The sequence below is a fragment of the uncultured Exiguobacterium sp. genome (assembly GCF_964277885.1).
GTDB lineage: Bacteria > Bacillota > Bacilli > Exiguobacteriales > Exiguobacteriaceae > Exiguobacterium_A.
The window spans coordinates 1,474,836-1,493,082 of the sequence record NZ_CAXYJR010000005.1 but is presented as its reverse complement, the minus strand read 5'-3'; the positions used below and the strand labels follow the sequence as shown (position 1 = coordinate 1,493,082).

The following is an 18,247-nucleotide window of genomic DNA, read 5'->3' as shown; positions in this document are numbered from 1 at the left end:
TAAAGGGAGCTCAAATCATGATTCAATTAGTCAAGCAAGTCGACGATCATGTGCATCACATCGTTTTTCACCAAGAAGGACGAACTTTATTCTGCCGGGAAGGTATTGCCTGAAAAGAGCAGGCAATCGATAGCGAGGGCATGATGCAAACGAATGAAGAGTCCGCAACGAAGCGGACTGTTTTCAAGAATTCGTTCCTCGCATATCGTCAGAAAAAAGTATGGATACGTGAAAAATCAGGCGATGGATACATCCGTTTACCTTTTGCGCTGTCTGAAGTAATGGATTTTCGAGTCGACCGACGAATCATAAAGTTGCGCATTTTAAGCGCTCTATTGATCTTGTTCAGTGGATTACTGACGTTGACTGATATCTTGCCGATTCCGGGATACATAACACTCGTCGTTCTGATGATTTTCTGGCCGATTGATCTCGAAGGGAAATCTACACGTACTCGCATGTATCGCTGGTCAGGAGCACTTTTCATGTTCGCGTTAGCGAGCTCATCGAAAAACTATTTATTACCGATCAATCTCTCGATTAACGGAGCGGTCTGTCTCATCTCAGGATTCATTCTCCTATTGTATGCTTCAGAACAATTACAGGAACTTACGACGAAAGGAATCACATATCATGACGAATCAAAAAGCCAAGGTGATTGAACTCAAGCGTGACAATGGTCAAACTCAAACGACCGATTAATGGGTCAGTTATCGAATGGGGCGCACGCTGTATCAGGTATCCGTGCAAGAACAAGCGGATGGTCAAACGGATGAAGGGGAGGTCATCAAAGAACGTTTTCCGCTCTACTTTGGGATGAAGAAACGAATGCTAGAGTTAGCAGAAGCGAAAGAAGCCCTTGGGTTTCGACCGACCGTTGACCGAAGAAGAGAAAGCAGTGCCCGTCATCGAGGAAGAGGAAGCGCAGCTCGATCCTGCTTTCTTTAAGCCTGCGATCCGATACGCTTGGTTGATGCTTGGTCTCGGCATTCTTCTCTTCCTCCTTCCTTCGCCGATCCTGAACGGAATTGCGTTCGGACTCGGCTTATACGTTTGGCATGAGACGTTCGGACAGCCAGGAATGCCGCGCAGCTATCAGAGGTATTTCCACGGAATGCTCGCGGGATTGACGATCTTACAGGTGCTATCGGCGGTTGAATTGGAGCGCGTCGCGCAACCGTACTATGCGACGATTTGTGTGCTATCTGCGCTCGTGTTGGTGTTGCTCGTCGTTCAGCACCGCTTGAAAGAGACTGATCACATCGGTCAGGTGGAAAGTATTCGGGTTAGGAAAATAAAGGACTATTCTGACGTGGATCTTTAAAAACTCCTTTGCTTAACTTTTAGAAGGCTAGAAGAGTCTGTATTGCTGTAAAATATAGGTATCACTCGCATTTTATCAGCCTATTGAAAAGGAGAGTAAATCATGGATGTACAATGGAACGATAAGACTATCCTTGAACTCATACTCATCGTCTGGGTGATTGGAGCTATCGTCATTATCGTGAGTCAGGCGCGGAGTAAGAAAAGCTTGAAAGCTAGCTTAATTAGCGGAACGATCATTAATCTTCTTTATACGACGGGCATTTCATTACTGTGGTTTTACACGATTGCTGTCGATGGGATCAGTCAGGTGTTAGTCGTCTATTTCTTTGTCGGCATCTTTACAATCTTTGAGTTTCTGTTCGTGATCGTTTTGTTGATCGTAAAACGCAAAAAAACAACGATCTCTTGATTAGTAAGGTAAGGTTAGTTAACACTAAAAAATCTTTAGTTTACATAATAAAGTGGAAGAAGGCATGTGTCTTCTTCTACTTTTTTTTGTAATTATGCAATCGATTGCATTCGTATGCTTATGTAACACCTAATAAAAGGAATTATATTTCTTGCAAAAAACTAGTTTTTATTTCACACGATTTATGCAAAAATAGAACACAACAAACTGCGAGAATTTTTAGAAAAATGAATGACTAGACTATTCATCCTGTTGAGTAGAAGAGAGAAGTCATCGTTTTTCGAATTCTAAATAACTTATTTTTTGTAAGCCTGGAGGGGAACGTATGAAAGTGTTAAAGATGTGGAACCAAATCAGTTTAGTGAAACAAATCGCGATTGGCTTGATCGTGGGTATTATTTTAGCCGTCACGATTCCTGAAGCGGCGAAATCCTTGACCATTTTTGGAACTTTATTTATTTCTTCTCTGAAGGCAGTCGCGCCGATCCTGGTCTTTTTCTTAGTTATGGCATCAATCGTGCAGCATAAAAAAGGACAGCAGACGAATATGAAATCAATCATTTTCTTGTATCTGCTCGGGACGTTCTTAGCGGGAGCCATTGCGGTCATCGTCAGTTTCCTTTTCCCAGTGAACATTCGATTGACAGAAGGTGCGGAACAATTGGCTGCTCCGGGGAACACGGTTGAAGTTCTTCAAAAACTCGTCTTGAATATGGTCGATAATCCAGTCAATGCGCTCATACAAGCGAACTACATTGGCATTCTGACTTGGGCGATCGTGTTAGGAATCGCTTTAAAGAATGCGTCCGATACGACGAAGACATTTATCTCGAATTTTTCTGACGCCATTGCGAAAATGGTCGGATGGGTCATCAAACTTGCTCCTCTTGGTATCATGGGAATCGTCATTGGCTCTGTTACGGAAAACGGTCTTTCTTCATTGCTCGATTACGGGAATTTATTATTGGTATTGATTGGCACGATGCTTGTCGTAGCACTCATTGTTAATCCTCTCATCGTGTTCATCAACGTTCGTCAGAATCCATATCCACTCGTCTTCAAATGTATCCGGGAGAGTGGGATTACCGCTTTCTTTACACGAAGCTCAGCTGCAAACATTCCGGTCAACATGGAATTATGTAAGAAACTTGACCTCGATAAAGAGACGTACGGGATCTCGATTCCGCTCGGTGCCACAATCAATATGGCGGGGGCGGCTATCACGATTTCTGTCTTAACGTTAGCAGCGGTTCATACGCTTGGTATCCCAGTCGACCTTCCGACAGCCATCATCTTGAGTGTTCTCGCTGCCGTTTGTGCATGTGGCGCATCCGGTGTCGCTGGCGGTTCGCTCCTCTTGATTCCGCTCGCATGTAGCTTATTCGGGATTCCGAATGATATCGCGATGCAAGTCGTAGCAGCCGGTGTTCTAGTCAGTGTGTTACAAGATTCGTTTGAGACAGCACTCAACTCGTCAACAGATGTCTTATTCACGGCGACAGCAGAATATCGAAAACGACTTAAACAGGGAGAAACGCTCTCCATCAATCGTCAGTCGATGAATGAAGATGTATCTGAAAAAGTCGTCAACGGTTGATTAGCTTCTCTATTATTAGCATGATCTAAATAAGAAAAGGGCATCCCAACTGAGGATGCCTTTTCTTATAGACAAATTAACCTTCTCCTAACGCAACATACTTTTTAAATTTCCCTTTGAAATTGACTAGCAAAATGTCATTTCTTTCTTTAGTAGAGTATAGAGCGGTACCCTTAGAGAGTTTCGTAGCAGTCCCATTATCAAAAGCGTCTTTATCCGAACTTCTTCTTTTAATTTCTCCAACTTTTTCATTCTGAGTGACTTCGGTTTTTTCTGCCCATGCTACATCTGATTTGTAGATCGTATCATCGAATTGAAAAATGTCTGCTTTAGCATCTTCGTTCAATACTTCGGATGCCGTCGGTTTTTCACTAGTACTTTGCATATTCTCTTCATTATTACAACCAACTAATATCCATACCGTCATAATCGAGAAAGCGAATAACAAAACGACTTTTTTCATGATATAACCTCTTTCCCGTTTTGTAAGTTATTCCATGCCGATACACGTTAACGTCAACTGCTCTTCACGGTTGCCATCCCATTTGATTCGGACATGGTACGTGTCAGTATCTTTAAAGATTTGTAAGGCGGCACTCGTCTCAAAGGTGGCGCCATCTCTTTCGGTTCCAATGAAGCTTTGGAAATGGCTAGAGTGTTTAGCATGTCGACCATCTGACAACTGACTATCGACAAACTAAGTCACAGGTTTCTGTTGGTGCTCCATTCGTTTTAAATCTTGTCCAATGTATGTCAGGGCATAGCCCTCACTTACCCGGTAAGATAAAGGACGTTCTTTGACTTTCCGGACATGAATCACGGCGTTCCAGGATTCGCCTTTTGCCTGAAAGATAAGGTGTTCGGGTTCAGATATCGCTGAAGCACGGTGAATACCATAGAGCGTGAAAAACGTGAGGAAAAGTAAGCAAGCAATTAATAAGGTTCGCTTGAATAAGCGCTTGGACATGAAGGTCACCTCTATACAGCGGTTTCCTTTAGTCTAGCAAATTCGGATATCTGTTCTACTCAGGATTCTATAAGAAAAGGGAATCTGTTTTCAGGATATCCAGCGTCCGATCTGCTCCCCCATCTTGACGCGACGTTCAATGCCTGGTGCGAGTTCGACAGTGTCCGGCGGCAAGACGAGGATGACGGTCGAACCGAACGAGAAGTAGCCGAACTCTGCTCCACGCTCCATCAGTCGTCCTTGATGTGTCTGAACAATTGTATTGACGTTCAGCGCACCGACCATGACGTGCTCGATCGTGCGGTGATCGACTTGCAGACGCGTGACGCGGCGATAATTACGTGTAAGCGGACGTTTGCTGAATCTTAGCCCCAGGTCATTGACGGGTGCCGATTCTCGCCCCAGTGTATAACTCGTCGTGATTTCGCTCGTGACTGGCGAATGGACACGGTGATAGTCGGTCGGACTCAAATAGAAAATCAAGGCGACACCGTTCGCGTAATCCTCGGCGCGTTCGCTCGAGCCGATCAGCTCAGTAACGGTATAGTCCTGTCCTTTAATTGTAAACCGACTATCTTGCGTTAATGTCGGGACGATGGAGAGGACGGCGTCACTCGGACTGACGAAGGCATCCGGCGCGGTTGCGATTGGTCGCATACCGGGACGTAACTTGCGTACGAAACAATCGTGTAGCGACGTGAACGAATCGACAGACTTCAGCGCTTGATCCGTCTGAATGTGATAGGTTCGAATGAAAGGACGGATGAGCGGTTTACTAAAGCGACTCATCGCAAACCGTTTTAGTTTATTCGCGACAACTGGTCGAGCATTTAAGTGGACGATTGTATCAAAGATGGCTTTCTTCATGAGGTAAAACTCCTTTAAGTTGTAATCTACCTCTTAGGATGCGGTCGAATTCTTTTTTTAGTAGGAGTCGTTTTCTTAAGTTTGCCTTAAGGAAAACACGAGCCAAAGACGCAGCACGTATCAGAACATCATAATTTTCGAGTCAATAAATAGAGTAGAGGTCCGAACGCACCAATCGCGAGGGTGATGATTGCCCAAAGCGGAAAGCTTCGTCCGGTACGACGTGTATCATGGCGGAGCCAAACGATGATGAAGAGGGCGCAGAGAATCAGGTCGACGAAAATCTGGAGCGTCGCCGTGTTTTGTGTCGCTTCCGCAAAGATGCCAAGTACCCCAAAGTCAATTATCGAAAACGCAGTTAAAACAGCGAAAGCGATCGTAATGACGAGCAATAAAGGTTTCGGGATGCTGTCTACAAATGAAGCTTGAGATTCTTTCATAAAGGATCCTCCTTTGAATGTAGTGTTCACTACAAATAAATGTAGCATTTACTACATCTATGCGTCAATCTACTTAGTTGTTGTATGATGAAAAAGGAGAAGGGAGAATCGATCATAATGGATAAGTTTGAACAGAAGCGACAGGATTATACGCGTCAGATTGCAAAAGCGACGTTAGCATCAAGCATCAAGGAAATGAGTTTGAAGAAGATGGCGACCGCTGCCGGGACGAGTGACCGGATGCTGATGCATTATTTCAAGGATAAACAAGACATCGAGACCACCATGTTGACTGCGATCAGCCAAGAACTGATTGATTTACTGCAGCAACCGGATCTAAAACTCGAGTTCACGGCATTCGTCCGTTTTCTAAGACAAGCGATCGATGAGCCACGAATCAAACCATATTTGAATCTCTGGTTTGAGATCACCCATCTCGCAACGAGTCAGGGGGAGCCGTATACGTCAATTACGCGGACGATCGGGGAGTCGTTCGACGATTGGATTAAACAGATCTATGTGCCATCAGAAGGAGAAGATGTCGAACAGCAAACTGCGTTGCTCTTCGTCTTCACGGAAGGACTCGTCGTTTTGAATAAGATTGGTTTACAAGACCGGATGGACGCGGCGGTTGAAGCGATGGTCACACTGTACGATTCGCGACAATGAGTCGTGTGAGTGAACAACATCTGTATTTGATGAAATGAAACAGGCTCTCTATCGACACGAACAATTGCGTCGATAGAGAGCCTGTTTATATAGCAGCATCTTTTCTAGTCAGACATTACGATCGAGTTGGATATTACCCCATTTTGCTAACTCTTGAACGGCAATCGAAAGTCCCATTCCATTCTCCGTCAACGAATATTCGACGCGAGGAGGGATGACATTATACTGAACACGGTTGATGACCAAATCCCGTTCCAGTTCTTTTAGAGACTGGGAAAGCATCATGTCCGTAATGCCAGGGATTTCACGCTTTAGTTCGTTGTACCGGACGACTCCGTTTAAAAATAGCGCCCTGATAATGTACGGCTTCCATTTTCCACCGATGATGTCCAAGCTCGTTTTGACTGGACAAATCTTTAATTCTTTCAAAGGCTCATTGGTTGGCATGACGACGTTTTTCACTCCTTACTCAGTTTTTTCTAAGTGACTCATAAAAAACTGCATTCTTGTCGACGTTCTTTTTCGGTACTAGGATTATAGCATACACCGACGTCGATCGAAGAATACCGGTGATCGAAAAGGAGGCAACACCATGAACGCTATGGACGCAATCATAAAAAGAAAAAGCATACGTCATTTTACGACCGAGCAAATCAAAGAAGAAGAATTGAAGCAATTGATTCATGCAGCAAATGCAGCACCAATCAGTGGAGGAGGGCTTCCGGATTCGGATTCAGCCCGGCATATCACAGTCATTCAAAATCCAACATTACTGGATACCTTATCAACCGCTGTTTCGAGCATAATACCCGTTCCGCAGCCGTTCTATGGAGCACCCACCTTGTTGATTGTCTCGGCACCACAAAACAAATACCAAGCAGAGCAATTGGACGCAGCATTAGCACTTCAAAACATGTCGATTGCTGCGACGAGTTTAGGGTTGAACTCTGTCACGATGAACGGTGTCATTTACGCCTTAAATGCAGAAGCAGAGTTACGACACGATCTGAAAATTCCTGATAATTTTTCACCATTCATTGCCCTGGCGGTTGGATACACAGATGATCCATCTGTTAAAGAACGACATTTCCATGACGACAATGTGAGTTACCTTTAATTAATCAAATCTAACAAAAAAGGGAGATGGAAGATATGCCACTCATTACAATCGAAATCGGACCGGTCACGAAAGAACAAAAAGCAGCGTTAGTCAAAGAACTTGTTACGAAAGCAAGTGAAATTACACATGCACCTGAGGAGAGCTTCTTGACGATCATCAAAGAAAATTCATTCGATAACGTCGGAAACGGAACACGGTTATTTTCTGAGGTCATCGCAGAACGAAACTAAAACTGAACCTTTCAACAGACTGTAAGTGCAGTGTATTTAATGGACCGCGATTTCTTCTTTTAAGAAATCACGGTCCTTTTAGCATATATCGCGATCAAAAGATTGTGATGGCTGAATACAAAATCAACGTACACATGATGACGCGAAACGCGAAATCGTATCTTTGAAATAACGAACGAAACAACGAGCCACTTCCTGCCCAAAGCAATAAGGCGATCCACCCGAGAATGATGGCATACGACGTGTATTGAACGATTTCTACAGTAGACGTGCTGTGCGGCAGAATGAACGTCGATAAAGCGGTTAAGAAAAAGAGGATACTCTTGACGTTGATGAGTTGGAACAACAGACCGGATAAAAATGTCGCTGGCACGGTATCGATCTGACTGGCTGTCTGTTTCGGGAAACCAATCTTATAGGCAAGGTAGACGAGGTATGCGGCACCGAGCCACTGCAGAATCGGTTCGATCATAGGTAAGGTCGCTTGTAATACTGTCGTCCCTAATGCGCTGATCAACCCGAGTATCATGAACCCCAGTAAGATTCCGGTATTAAATCGCCAAGCACCACGAAAACCGAAGTGGCTCGATTCATGCATGACTAACAGATTACTTGGTCCAGGTGTGATGGACGTAATGATGACATAAGATAAAAAAGCAACAACATTCATGAGAAAACTCCTTTTTCGTTCTATTGAATACTTGAATTATAGTGTAAGATGTCAAGATCGATAAATAAAATTGAAATAAAAAATCATTCCATCAGTTTTTTCGATGGAATGATGAAAGGAGAGTCTTAGAATGGAAATTCGCCATTTGATCAGCTTCTTGAAGATCATTGAGACAGGGAGTTATACGGCAGCTGCGAGTGAACTGGGCTACACGCAATCGACAATCACGTCCCATATGCAATTGCTCGAGCAAGAAGTAGGTGGTGCCGTGTTTTTCTATGCCAATCGTACACTTCAGCTTACACCTTTAGGTCAGGAAATCATCCCGTTAGCTGAAGACTTACTAGCGACACATGAGAAAATCAAGTCGATTCAACAACTGGATCCCTTTGAAGGCGTCTTGAAGGTCGCTGCGCCAGAGTCACTGACGATCTCTCGTCTTGGTTCCGTCTTACAGACGTTCATGACAGCCTATCCGAATGTCAACATCATTCTGTCGAATGGAACTTGTAAGGAAAATCAAGACGAACTCTTACATGGACGGGTCGATGTCGCCTTGATGCTGTATCCAATGTTTTCCGCTGAACGTTGTACGCATGATGTTTTGAAAGAAGAGAAGATCGTCATCATTGGTCATCCGACGATGCCGGATCATTTTGACGCGATTCGATCTTCCGCTGACACATACGTCTATCTGACGAATGAAGACGGATGCAGTTACCGAACGATGTTTGAGGCGTGCGTCAGAAACCAAGACATCTCGTTTCAGACACAGGAATTGTGGAGTATCGGGGCAATCAAGAAGATGGTGATGAACGGTCTAGGTTTTGCTGTGTTACCGTATGTGACGGTAGCAGATGAAGTGGAGGCAGGTACGATAAAAATCATTCACCATGATGAGACGTTCGAACCGATGTATGCCCACCTGCTCACGAAACAGTCGAAGTGGGGCTCACCCGTGACACGCGCGTTTCAGGAAATCGTCCTCGACCAATTCACGAAGTCAAAGTGAATCGAGTATCTCGACCCAGACTTGATAAAAGATTTCTTCATCGAGGTGAACCGTTGCCGAACGTACGCGATAGTCTGGGTTTTCCGCTAAATAAAAAGCAAGAATTGTTGCGACTTTAAAGTCAGGGGTGCAATAACCGGTGATTGACCGACCATGGATCTCATTCGTGATCGAGTCCGCCCAGACTTCAGCTTCACGGAATGTTTCGAACTGAATCAACTCTTCCTTCCAACGAATCGCCATCTTCCTGTCCTCCTCTACTGTAGTTAATGTTAGTATATGGAAGAAATAGCGTGTTACTCAAGGGGGGAACGTCAGACATGAGTCGTTTTGGAATACATCGGGAAGAAATTAATCCGCCGCTCGGTGCCGCCTTCATCGGTTATCACCGAGAAGTCGGTGTCGCAAGCATACACGATCCGCTATATGTCACAGCGAGCATCTTTGAAAGTGAGCAGACGACATCGGTTTTCGTCAGCATCGATAACATCGGTTTGCTCGTCGGAGATACCGATACCATCCGTGAAGGCATCGCGGACCGTCTAGACGTCTCAAAGAAACAGATCACGGTTGTCTACACGCATACGCATTCGGGACCAGCGACAGCGGGAAACGAACCGTTGACCGTCGCCTATAAAACGATCTTGACGCAACAAGCGATCGTTTCTGCCGTCAAAGCAAGCGAAGCGATGCAGTCGGTCGAGATGGGTTGGGGTGTGACGTCTGGAAAACTCGGCGTCAACCGACGGGAGAAAAGGAATGGTCACGCGGTGATGGGAACGGATCCTATGGGTGCGACGGATGACCGAATCGGGACACTGTTGGTTCGCCGTGTTGATGATGAGTGTCTCGTCGGAGCCTTCGTTTTCTGTACAGCGCATCCGAACGTCTTGAAATCAGATAGTGTCGTCTTATCCGGTGATTACCCGGGCGTCGCTCGAACGATACTCGAACAGGCACTCGGTTGTCCAGTCATGATCGTCCAAGGGGCGACGGGAAACGTCAATGCGAAATATCGTGGTGACCTAGCAAGTCTACAGAAGATGGCGTTTGCTCTAAGTGGACACGTCTTAACGACGATTGCGGACGTGTCGTTTCAACCGTTAACGCACCACCGGATTCAGTCGGTGATTTATCCGATGCGCTTAACCAAAGTACCGGCTACGGACGTATTGCAAGACATGGCAACTTACGCTGAACAGACATGGGGCGTCAGGGCAGCACCATGGTTGGAGTACGTTCAAGAGCAATCGGGAACAACACTCACCATCCCGGTCGAAGTTCAATTGTTTGAACTAAATGATGGTTCGTTCTCAGGCATCCCGATGGAGCCGTTCTGTGAGACAGCGCTACAGATAAAGCGATTCCGTCAAACGGAACTCGCCTTTTTCGGAGGCTATACGAACGGTTATATCGGTTATTTGCCAACTGCGGAAGAACATCAGTATGGTGGGTACGAAGTGGCAATCAATCCCGTCGTCTACGGTCCAGTGACGGGTCTTTGGATGCCGCCTGTACCGGAAACAGCGAACGACATCGTGAGTCACATCCGACAACTCTATGAAATGAACAACAATCCGGCTTCTCTCGTCTGAGAGGCCGGATTGTCTAGTTACGATTTGATTTTTTTGATGATCCAAAATAAAGCGAAAACAAATCCGCATGTTAGGAAGATGAATAAAAAGAGCAGAATGAGTAAGTTAGACATTTGTAGCATCGGAGACCTCCGTGAATAGGTATAACATTATTTTCGAACGAGTCGAATGATATTAGGGTAAAATACCATTTATTGGAAAAACGACTTACAGAAGCGGTTTTGCGGATTTTTTCTAAAAAATGGATATGTTCGAAAGAGCTATGAGCGATTTAAATGGAACTCTGACCGAACCTTTTGAAGTGCATGTTGATAGAGTTCCGTTAACGAACAGTCGAGATGACGACGCACCAATCGCTCCATCATCAAAGTGCCTCCGTCGCGTAATATCGCAGGTAATACCGATTCCGTCACTGATTTGGAATCGATCGACTGGATGCCAAGGGCGAGGAGATATCCGAACGTATACGGAAAATTATAGAACGGTAGATCCGTCACGTAATAATGCGGGGTCCATATCCAGGCGCTTCGCGGATGGTGCAACTGGAGTCCACCGAATACTTCATCATACGTATTCGCCATCAAAAGAGAGAAATCGATGTCCTGTTGTTTTTGGTGCGCCTCATATAGCTGCTGCTCAAATAAATAACGGACATCAAGAAACAAAACGTTCATCATGCTGCGGCGAATCCGTTGGTTCCGAACATCTTCTTGCAAAGCAGCGTCCCCAATCTGATCGAGATGATCAAGGACAAGCATCTCGGCGAACGTCGATGCTGTCTCAGCGATTGACATCGGATAACTACGCAAGAGGGATGGAGCACCGTGCAACACGTGATTGTGATAGGCGTGCCCTAGTTCATGGGCGAGCGCAAGTAACGAAACGAGACTCTCATCGTAGGCGATCAAGATGCGAGATGCTTTGGAAGTTGGAAACGAGGCGCAAAAGGAAACACCATGCTCTTGATCTGGAATGACTTGTATCCATTGTTTCTCGAAGCACGATGTCGCGAACAAAGCCATCTCGATACTCGAAGAAGCAAAACTATCGATGATGAGACGACAAGCGGTTTCCCATGAAAACCGTTCTGTACTCTTTTGATGCCATACATCATAACTGTTCCAGGATGTCGCTTGCGTCAGCTGTTGCATGGCAGAGTGAAGTGACTGACGTTCTTGTCGGACAGTTGCCCACATCTCGTGTAAATCCTCGACCTGTAAGTGGTTCGCTGTCGCTGCGACATGCAACAATCCCTCCGGCGTCGGTGCGAGCTGTTGAAATCGGATCGAAGCGATTTCACGATAGAGTTCTTCGAATTCATCTTGCTGAAGTCGACATGCTTCCTCCAATCCGTCAAATCCAGCTCGACGAATCACCGGATCAGCATGACTTCTCAATTGAATTGCCTCTGATAGCGACAGTGGTTCCTCGCGTTCTTCAATATGTACTTTTAATCGTTGTGTTGCAGCTGCGTATCGTTGTCGCAGTGGTAAAAGATCTGCGACAACTTCAAGCGGTGGTATGTTTCGCCAAAAGTAAAACAGTTCGCTTAAAGAAGCATCTGTCACATCAAGTAGGATCTTGTCGAAGACATCGATGGAAGCTTCGTGTAAGTAGCAGTGAAACGCATCTTTAGCTTTCATAAAACGTTTTTTATAGTCATGAAGTTTCTGTAAGGGCCATTCTACCGAAGGAGAATCGACACATGTGATGTACGAATCGAGCTCAGAGCAGAGCGCGAGTCCATCTCCTACTAATGTACAGCGAAGAAGCGGAGCTTGATGAAATTCAAACGTATCAAGCCGCTGTAGCATCTTCTCCATCTGTTCGAACTCTTCTTTAAATCCATCTGAAGGGGTGACAGGCGTTAAATCCCAAGTAAGGGAACGTGACATATATGATTCATTCCTTTCTAAACAAAATGACGTATCCAAATCAATTTTTTTCCTTATAATGGTAGTATAACCTAGTGCTAAAAAGTATGAAATCGAATCCTACAAAGCATGAATAACCAGTGATGAGTGAGGTGGAGGCGAATGAAGAAACTGATCGGAACAATCGTGACGGTGTATCTCCTGTTGAGTGTACCCTCGCTGTTAGGAATCGGACGCGTCATTGATTGGGTACCTGAAGCAACAACATTGCAGATCATTCATGTGACGGTCGTGGAAGCTTTAACAGAGGACTTCTTCCTGAAAAGTACGATCGCAATCACGATTAGTCTCTTTATCCGAACCTTTTTAATCAAGCGAACATACACATGATGCCATCATCTTTACCTTGTCACATGGCGTTATTCGTTCGTATACTTAGTTCAACTACATATCAATTGGTTTTCTAGGGTTCCGTAGCTATCAGCTGGACTGGTCCGAGAGAAAACGTATGATTTTCGAATCATATACACGGAAGGAGAAAAGCCTGGGAGATGTCTTCACGACGTCCCTCGGGCTTTTTCTCATGAAGAGGAGGAATAAAACATGAAAGTTTATGAACAAGGAGCAGTAACCATTTACCAGAGCGCACTTTGGAAAACGACGAGCACGATCTACGAGGGGGAACAATTCATTCTGCTTGTCGATCCGACATGGTTGCCACAAGAGGTCGAGGAGATTCGAAGCCATGTCGAGCGAATCCGCCGAGAACGGCCATTGTACCTTTTATTCACGCACGGCGACTTTGATCACATCATCGGCTACGGTGCTTTTCCGGATGCTCAGGTCATTGGAAGTGAGAAGATGCAACATCATCCGAAAAAAGACTACAAGTTAGGATTGATTGCTGACTTCGATCGCGAATATTATATCAATCGATCGTATCCGATCACGTTTCCGACGATTGATCATGTCATTTCAAGGAATGGTCAACAGTTGATGATCGAAGAGACGTCATTAACGTTCTACTTGGCACCTGGGCACACCCCAGACGGACTTTTTACTGTCATTGAACCAGCAGGTGTCTGGATTACAGGTGATTATCTATCGGATTTTGAACTACCCTATCTATTTGATAGTGCCAAAGCATATCTGAAGACACTGGACCAAGCAGAGGAAATCGTTGATCGTCATAGCATCAATTTATTGATTCCCGGGCATGGTGCCTGGACGACTAATCCGAACGATATGAGAGAACGGACACAGCAAGGGCGCGCTTATCTAACGCGATTAATCGAAGCAGTACGGATGGACGATGCCTTGATGATGGAGCAAATCGGGCAAGAAATGGACTATCCGTCATCCTTTACAAGAGAATGTCATCAAGAAAATATCGCAATCATTAAGAAGGAACTAGCATTCCTGTAAGATAGGGGGGATTTCCATTGAAATGTGAAACTTTTTAAAAATGATTACGTTTATTAGGTATAATCGGTCTACTAAAAGGAGAAGGTATGATGAGAAAGAGAATGGGCGCCATTGCTCTAGCGAGCGGCATGCTAATACTTGGTGGTTGCGGAACAGCGGCAACACAAACCGATCTATTTGAACAACAAGGTACATATCTAGGGGATAACAGTAGCGTACGAGACATCGTCCAACAGCTACCGCATGGCGATCAGTTAAAGAAAATGGAACTGTCGACAAAGGATAAACCGTATCAACTCACGTTACGTTATGCTGGATACGAAGAAGGACAGGTAGAACAAAAAAGTAATCGTACGGCAATCTACAATGCAACAGCACTGTTCACATTGATTCCGAATGTCGACCACGTCAACATGACGATCGAGGATGCTTCGTATCACTTTACGAAACAACAGCTGCGCGATTGGTATGGAAAAGACTTTACGGCGTACGATAATGAGAAAGCGCTGAAGGCGTTCACGAAACCTTTTATCGAAGATTCGAAGAAAGTAAACGACTTATTGAACTAAATCGACTGGCACGCTCTTAAACAGGAGCGTGCTTTTTTTGTTGATTTATTCCCATAAGTTGTAAAAAGTACTTTGCATAACAGAGTAATTCAGTTTATCGTTAAGGTACTGATGCATCCAGAATAAGGAAGGGGTTGGACGGAATCGAGATTGATAAAGAGTTATTAAAGGGGCATGTCGACACAATCATATTGTCGTTGCTAAACGAACAAGACCGATACGGGTATGAAATCGCGAAGACGATCCGGCAAACGTCAGACGAGCAGTTCGAACTGAAAGAGGCGACACTCTATTTGTCACTCAAACGACTTGAGAAAAAAGGATTCGTCACATCCTATTGGAGTGACGAAGCAGCAGGAGGCGGGCGGCGTAAATATTATACGCTGACGACTGAAGGAAAAATCCTTCTTTCGAAAAAACGACGTGAATGGCGTTTTCTAAAGCAGCTGCTCCCGAAGTTTCTTGAAGAGGGAGACGGTGCGCTTGAATAAACTCGATCATTTCGTCCATGACTTGTATCAAGATGCGGATGTGACGGATCCGGAAATCATCGACGTCATGGAAGAGACGCGAAGCCATCTCGAACAATCGGTGCGAGACTTGATGATTCAAGGTTACTCAGAAGAAGAAGCGACGAAGCTTGCCATGTATCGCTACGGTAGCAAGGAACATGTCGATCAGCTCTTGACGTGGGTCTATCGAAAAGAGCGGACGTTCGCTTCGTGGTTGCTCCGCATCGGAATCAGCATCGCCGCTGCAACGATAGTGTTCTTTATCGGCACGATAATGTTGAGCCAGCATCAGTCGCTCACCTATGCGGATGCCTTTTATGGCAATGAACGCTCGATCGAAGTTTATGAACGTCTTCTAGAAGATCATCTGTTGCTGGTATCGATTTCCGGACAAGACGCGGCGTCCTCGCGAGACTTCACCATTCATAAATCGATATGGTTACCGGAGTTGTTCATTTCACACGGCATGTATTTGATTGACGAACAGCACCTGACGACGACAGAAAGTTTTGACGTCACGAAATTCGGTGCCGTGCTCGCGCTGATCGGCATGACGATCTATCTCGTGACATCGGTCATTTGGAGCATCATCAAGCTCCATCATGCAGGACGATTGCATCTATTAAGTATCGTCTCAGTCGTATTCTTTAACGTCCTGGGTTATTGGTTTTGGGCATTACGAAAATAGGAGGGGTCATATGTTGCAGCAAATCAAGCTCATTTGGTCGCAAGCATTCACGGTGAAACGATGCGTGTTATATCTTCTGATCATTCTCGGGTTACCGGTGCTTCAATTCAGTTTCATTTATGAAGGCTATCAGTTCTTCTTACCGATCGAAGTGTTCGAGGAGACGCTATCAGGAACGATCCCGATGCTGTTTCCGGTACTAGCGGTCTTAATTTTCTTGCCAATCTTCATCGCTGAATACAAGGATAACTATCTTACATATGTTCGAACGCGTGCGAGTCTAAAGGATTATCTTCTTGCGGTCGGTTTCGTCAATGCGATGCTGACAGGAATCGTATTCTTTTTAATGACAATCGTGACGTTCGTCCTCATTCATTATGTCGAACCAATCATCGGTCTCGTTGACTATTGGTCTCTCAGCGAAAAGACGTATGAGACCTCAAATGCATTTTCGTTCTTAGCGGACATTCATCCGTTACTCTATGCCGTCCTCTATGCTGCTTGGATTGGACTCAACGGAGCCGCGTATGCGACGCTTGCTTATCTGTTGATTTTGGCGCTCGAACAAGTCTATCTCGCAATTTCGTTACCATTCGTCGCTTATCATATCTTCAATTTTGTCGCGGGTATCATGCAAGCACCACAGTTCTCACCCATCAGTACAGTCTTTCCGTTCAATATCACAGAACAACCGCTTTGGACGGTGTTCGTGCCGTTTGCTATTTTGGTTGTCGTTAACATTACGCTCTATCTGACGATGATTCGACCGAAACCGGAGTGGATCTTCCAATCATGAAGAGGACACGAAACATTTCGATTGTACTGAACAGTCTATTCATCCTCGTGATCAGCTACGTCGCATGGTATAGACGACAAAAAGTTCTGTCCGAGGCACAAGAATTCAGCAAAGACGTCAACGCGTGGGACATCACATTTGCGATTCAAAATGATATGTACCTAATACTCTTTTTCCTGATGCCGTTACTGCTGTTCCTCTCGTTTCGAACGATTGAACAGCAGTATGAACCGACGATTTTGATTCGGGTTGGCTCATTTCGGAACTGGGTGTACTACTCGATAAAATGGTATGTACGCGCTGTCCTGACACTGTTCGGATTCGTCTTGTTGCTGAGTTTTCTTTGTGCCGTTGATCAACCGTTTACGTTGCAGTGGAGTCCATATAGTCAACTTGCAACGAGTGGTAACATCAGTCATCATCTCGTTACGACTTTCCGCTCACCCCTGTCAGTGATTTTCTTACAACCGATTCTGTGGTTGCTTGCAAGTATCGTTTTACATGGATTGATGTGTCTTATGTTTCTATTGCATGAAAAGCGTAATGGCCTGTTGCTTCAGGCGGCAGGGGTAGTGATCTGGTGTATCTTTAGTTTTAAATCATCGTTTGGAGTAGGGGAGTTCTTTTCACCCGCTGCGTATTTCTCTGTCGGGGCTGTATCCAATATAATGCAACCCTGGGTGGCACTCGTTATCCTCAGTCTCGTGATCGCACTGATTTATCTACTAACACAATGGATTCAATCGCTCCGTCAACTATTGACTTCGCAAAAGGAATTATTACCGTATCTCGTCTATGCGATGCTTGCTAGTCTGTACATCTTACTCAGTAGTAGTCGAGCGTCAACTGAGCTGCAAACGATTGGTGATCTGTTCGTCGCCGTGTTTTACGGTGTCAGTGCGGAGGACAGTTCGTTTCTGCAACTCGTGTCACATCTGATACTTTTTTTCGGACTCGCTTACTTAAGTCAATTGCGTCTGCAGGAACAAATGACGGCAATCGGACCATACACGTGGATGCGTTACCAACGACTCGAGAAATGGGCACTGCATGTCTTCGTAAGGGAAGGGCGTTTTTATCTACTTGCTCTCTCACTTCTGATTCTCGGAACGATGGGGATCGGAATGCTGCAAGGCGTATCGCTGTCGCTTTCGACTAGTCTTTTATCGATTTCATCGATGCAATTGTTGCTGCAACTGTTCGGCATCTCAATGCTACAATTAATGCTTTATTCACTCTTCAGCTTCATCTTGCTGTGGCAATTCCCAGATGGATACGCGATGCTCGGTTTGTTCGGCGTCTTATCGGTTTTCTTACTGCCGAACTTCAATCGGTATGGCATCTTTCCGTCCGGATTGAATGGATTCGCTCAGTTGCAGTCGTTTAGTCTGACACATCTCTTGATTGTCTTGTTGATCTATGTTGGGCTTTCACTTGTCTGGTTATATGTTCTGTTTCAAAAAAGCATACGAATATAAGGA

General features: G+C 45.0%; 25 protein-coding genes and 1 riboswitch. Of the genes, 17 read left to right on the top strand and 8 right to left on the bottom strand.

From position 1 onward, the window contains the following. Nucleotides 1–143 precede the first annotated feature (143 nt). From ACHWTJ_RS09625 to sstT, 5 genes are all read left to right on the top strand, one after another. A complete protein-coding gene (locus ACHWTJ_RS09625) occupies nt 144–662 on the top strand; it encodes a hypothetical protein (RefSeq protein WP_394679567.1) in 519 nt (172 codons plus the stop codon). Nucleotides 663–717: 55 nt separating this feature from the next. Further along, nucleotides 718–948 (top strand): hypothetical protein, encoded by a 231-nt coding sequence (locus tag ACHWTJ_RS09620; RefSeq protein ID WP_394679566.1) that lies wholly within the window; start codon nt 718–720, stop codon nt 946–948. After that, nucleotides 899–1,324 carry a hypothetical protein gene (locus ACHWTJ_RS09615; RefSeq protein ID WP_394679565.1) on the top strand — a complete coding sequence of 142 codons (426 nt, stop codon included), beginning with the start codon at nt 899–901 and terminating at the stop codon, nt 1,322–1,324. Before ACHWTJ_RS09620 ends, ACHWTJ_RS09615 begins: the two co-directional genes overlap by 50 nt. Before the next feature lie 102 nt (nt 1,325–1,426). Next, a complete protein-coding gene (locus ACHWTJ_RS09610) occupies nt 1,427–1,735 on the top strand; it encodes a hypothetical protein (RefSeq protein ID WP_294741859.1) in 309 nt (102 codons plus the stop codon). A 325-nt stretch (nt 1,736–2,060) separates the two neighbouring features. After that, the gene (gene sstT, locus ACHWTJ_RS09605) at nt 2,061–3,332 is read left to right on the top strand and encodes a serine/threonine transporter SstT (protein ID WP_294741857.1); all 1,272 of its coding nucleotides are present in this window, start codon (nt 2,061–2,063) and stop codon (nt 3,330–3,332) included. A gap of 76 nt (nt 3,333–3,408) precedes the next feature. Here the strand turns inward: sstT and ACHWTJ_RS09600 are convergent, their stop codons facing one another. The 4 genes from ACHWTJ_RS09600 to ACHWTJ_RS09585 all read right to left on the bottom strand — a co-directional run bounded on the left by ACHWTJ_RS09600 (nt 3,409) and on the right by ACHWTJ_RS09585 (nt 5,606). Continuing rightward, nucleotides 3,409–3,795: a hypothetical protein gene (locus ACHWTJ_RS09600; protein WP_394679564.1), complete on the bottom strand. Its 387-nt coding sequence runs from the start codon at nt 3,793–3,795 to the stop codon at nt 3,409–3,411. A gap of 27 nt (nt 3,796–3,822) precedes the next feature. After that, nucleotides 3,823–4,014, bottom strand: a complete 192-nt coding sequence (locus ACHWTJ_RS09595) for a hypothetical protein (protein ID WP_394679563.1) — start codon at nt 4,012–4,014, stop codon at nt 3,823–3,825. Between the two features lie 375 nt (nt 4,015–4,389). Continuing rightward, nucleotides 4,390–5,166, bottom strand: a complete 777-nt coding sequence (locus tag ACHWTJ_RS09590) for a phosphatidylserine decarboxylase (protein ID WP_394679562.1) — start codon at nt 5,164–5,166, stop codon at nt 4,390–4,392. Nucleotides 5,167–5,294: 128 nt separating this feature from the next. Then, nucleotides 5,295–5,606 carry a DUF2834 domain-containing protein gene (locus tag ACHWTJ_RS09585; protein ID WP_294746795.1) on the bottom strand — a complete coding sequence of 104 codons (312 nt, stop codon included), beginning with the start codon at nt 5,604–5,606 and terminating at the stop codon, nt 5,295–5,297. A 117-nt stretch (nt 5,607–5,723) separates the two neighbouring features. Between ACHWTJ_RS09585 and ACHWTJ_RS09580 the strand changes: the two genes are divergently transcribed. Then, nucleotides 5,724–6,275 carry a hypothetical protein gene (locus tag ACHWTJ_RS09580; RefSeq protein WP_394679561.1) on the top strand — a complete coding sequence of 184 codons (552 nt, stop codon included), beginning with the start codon at nt 5,724–5,726 and terminating at the stop codon, nt 6,273–6,275. 108 nt (nt 6,276–6,383) lie between these two features. On the opposite strand, the gene ACHWTJ_RS09575 is transcribed toward ACHWTJ_RS09580, so the two are convergent. Further along, nucleotides 6,384–6,722 carry a helix-turn-helix domain-containing protein gene (locus ACHWTJ_RS09575; RefSeq protein ID WP_294741847.1) on the bottom strand — a complete coding sequence of 113 codons (339 nt, stop codon included), beginning with the start codon at nt 6,720–6,722 and terminating at the stop codon, nt 6,384–6,386. 145 nt (nt 6,723–6,867) lie between these two features. Here ACHWTJ_RS09575 and ACHWTJ_RS09570 point away from each other — a divergent pair, with 145 nt between their 5' ends. Both ACHWTJ_RS09570 and dmpI read left to right on the top strand, forming a co-directional pair. Further along, nucleotides 6,868–7,392 carry a nitroreductase family protein gene (locus ACHWTJ_RS09570; RefSeq protein WP_394679560.1) on the top strand — a complete coding sequence of 175 codons (525 nt, stop codon included), beginning with the start codon at nt 6,868–6,870 and terminating at the stop codon, nt 7,390–7,392. Nucleotides 7,393–7,427: 35 nt separating this feature from the next. Next, nucleotides 7,428–7,625, top strand: a complete 198-nt coding sequence (dmpI, locus tag ACHWTJ_RS09565) for a 4-oxalocrotonate tautomerase DmpI (protein ID WP_294741843.1) — start codon at nt 7,428–7,430, stop codon at nt 7,623–7,625. Nucleotides 7,626–7,719: 94 nt separating this feature from the next. Here the strand turns inward: dmpI and ACHWTJ_RS09560 are convergent, their stop codons facing one another. Then, nucleotides 7,720–8,295, bottom strand: a complete 576-nt coding sequence (locus ACHWTJ_RS09560) for a LysE family transporter (RefSeq protein ID WP_394679559.1) — start codon at nt 8,293–8,295, stop codon at nt 7,720–7,722. A gap of 130 nt (nt 8,296–8,425) precedes the next feature. On the opposite strand from ACHWTJ_RS09560, the gene ACHWTJ_RS09555 reads away from it, so the two are divergent. Beyond that, entirely contained in the window at nt 8,426–9,307 is an 882-nt protein-coding gene (locus ACHWTJ_RS09555; RefSeq protein WP_394679558.1) for a LysR family transcriptional regulator, read from the top strand. Here ACHWTJ_RS09555 and ACHWTJ_RS09550 read toward each other — a convergent pair. After that, on the bottom strand, nt 9,299–9,550 hold the full coding sequence (locus ACHWTJ_RS09550) for a hypothetical protein (protein ID WP_394679557.1): 252 nt from the start codon (nt 9,548–9,550) through the stop codon (nt 9,299–9,301). The two genes, ACHWTJ_RS09555 and ACHWTJ_RS09550, sit on opposite strands and share 9 nt — an antisense overlap. Nucleotides 9,551–9,627: 77 nt before the next feature. On the opposite strand from ACHWTJ_RS09550, the gene ACHWTJ_RS09545 reads away from it, so the two are divergent. Beyond that, the gene (locus tag ACHWTJ_RS09545) at nt 9,628–10,902 is read left to right on the top strand and encodes an alkaline ceramidase (protein ID WP_394679556.1); all 1,275 of its coding nucleotides are present in this window, start codon (nt 9,628–9,630) and stop codon (nt 10,900–10,902) included. A 260-nt stretch (nt 10,903–11,162) separates the two neighbouring features. Here ACHWTJ_RS09545 and ACHWTJ_RS09540 read toward each other — a convergent pair whose 3' ends face one another. After that, nucleotides 11,163–12,797, bottom strand: a complete 1,635-nt coding sequence (locus tag ACHWTJ_RS09540; protein ID WP_394679555.1) for a M3 family metallopeptidase — start codon at nt 12,795–12,797, stop codon at nt 11,163–11,165. A gap of 141 nt (nt 12,798–12,938) precedes the next feature. Here ACHWTJ_RS09540 and ACHWTJ_RS09535 point away from each other — a divergent pair, with 141 nt between their 5' ends. The 7 genes from ACHWTJ_RS09535 to ACHWTJ_RS09505 all read left to right on the top strand — a co-directional run bounded on the left by ACHWTJ_RS09535 (nt 12,939) and on the right by ACHWTJ_RS09505 (nt 18,244). Continuing rightward, nucleotides 12,939–13,166 (top strand): hypothetical protein, encoded by a 228-nt coding sequence (locus tag ACHWTJ_RS09535; RefSeq protein WP_294741835.1) that lies wholly within the window; start codon nt 12,939–12,941, stop codon nt 13,164–13,166. A 62-nt stretch (nt 13,167–13,228) separates the two neighbouring features. Beyond that, nucleotides 13,229–13,329, top strand: a riboswitch (guanidine-I (ykkC/yxkD leader). 50 nt (nt 13,330–13,379) lie between these two features. Beyond that, on the top strand, nt 13,380–14,201 hold the full coding sequence (locus tag ACHWTJ_RS09530) for an MBL fold metallo-hydrolase (RefSeq protein WP_394679554.1): 822 nt from the start codon (nt 13,380–13,382) through the stop codon (nt 14,199–14,201). 89 nt (nt 14,202–14,290) lie between these two features. Further along, complete coding sequence (locus ACHWTJ_RS09525; RefSeq protein ID WP_394679553.1) at nt 14,291–14,770, top strand: DUF4825 domain-containing protein; 480 nt, start codon at nt 14,291–14,293, stop codon at nt 14,768–14,770. Nucleotides 14,771–14,913: 143 nt separating this feature from the next. Continuing rightward, nucleotides 14,914–15,261: a PadR family transcriptional regulator gene (locus tag ACHWTJ_RS09520; protein WP_394679835.1), complete on the top strand. Its 348-nt coding sequence runs from the start codon at nt 14,914–14,916 to the stop codon at nt 15,259–15,261. Next, the gene (locus tag ACHWTJ_RS09515; protein ID WP_294741828.1) at nt 15,248–15,970 is read left to right on the top strand and encodes a hypothetical protein; all 723 of its coding nucleotides are present in this window, start codon (nt 15,248–15,250) and stop codon (nt 15,968–15,970) included. Before ACHWTJ_RS09520 ends, ACHWTJ_RS09515 begins: the two co-directional genes overlap by 14 nt. Before the next feature lie 10 nt (nt 15,971–15,980). After that, the gene (locus ACHWTJ_RS09510; protein ID WP_294741826.1) at nt 15,981–16,766 is read left to right on the top strand and encodes an ABC transporter permease; all 786 of its coding nucleotides are present in this window, start codon (nt 15,981–15,983) and stop codon (nt 16,764–16,766) included. Continuing rightward, the gene (locus ACHWTJ_RS09505; RefSeq protein ID WP_394679552.1) at nt 16,763–18,244 is read left to right on the top strand and encodes a hypothetical protein; all 1,482 of its coding nucleotides are present in this window, start codon (nt 16,763–16,765) and stop codon (nt 18,242–18,244) included. Before ACHWTJ_RS09510 ends, ACHWTJ_RS09505 begins: the two co-directional genes overlap by 4 nt. Nucleotides 18,245–18,247 lie beyond the last annotated feature (3 nt).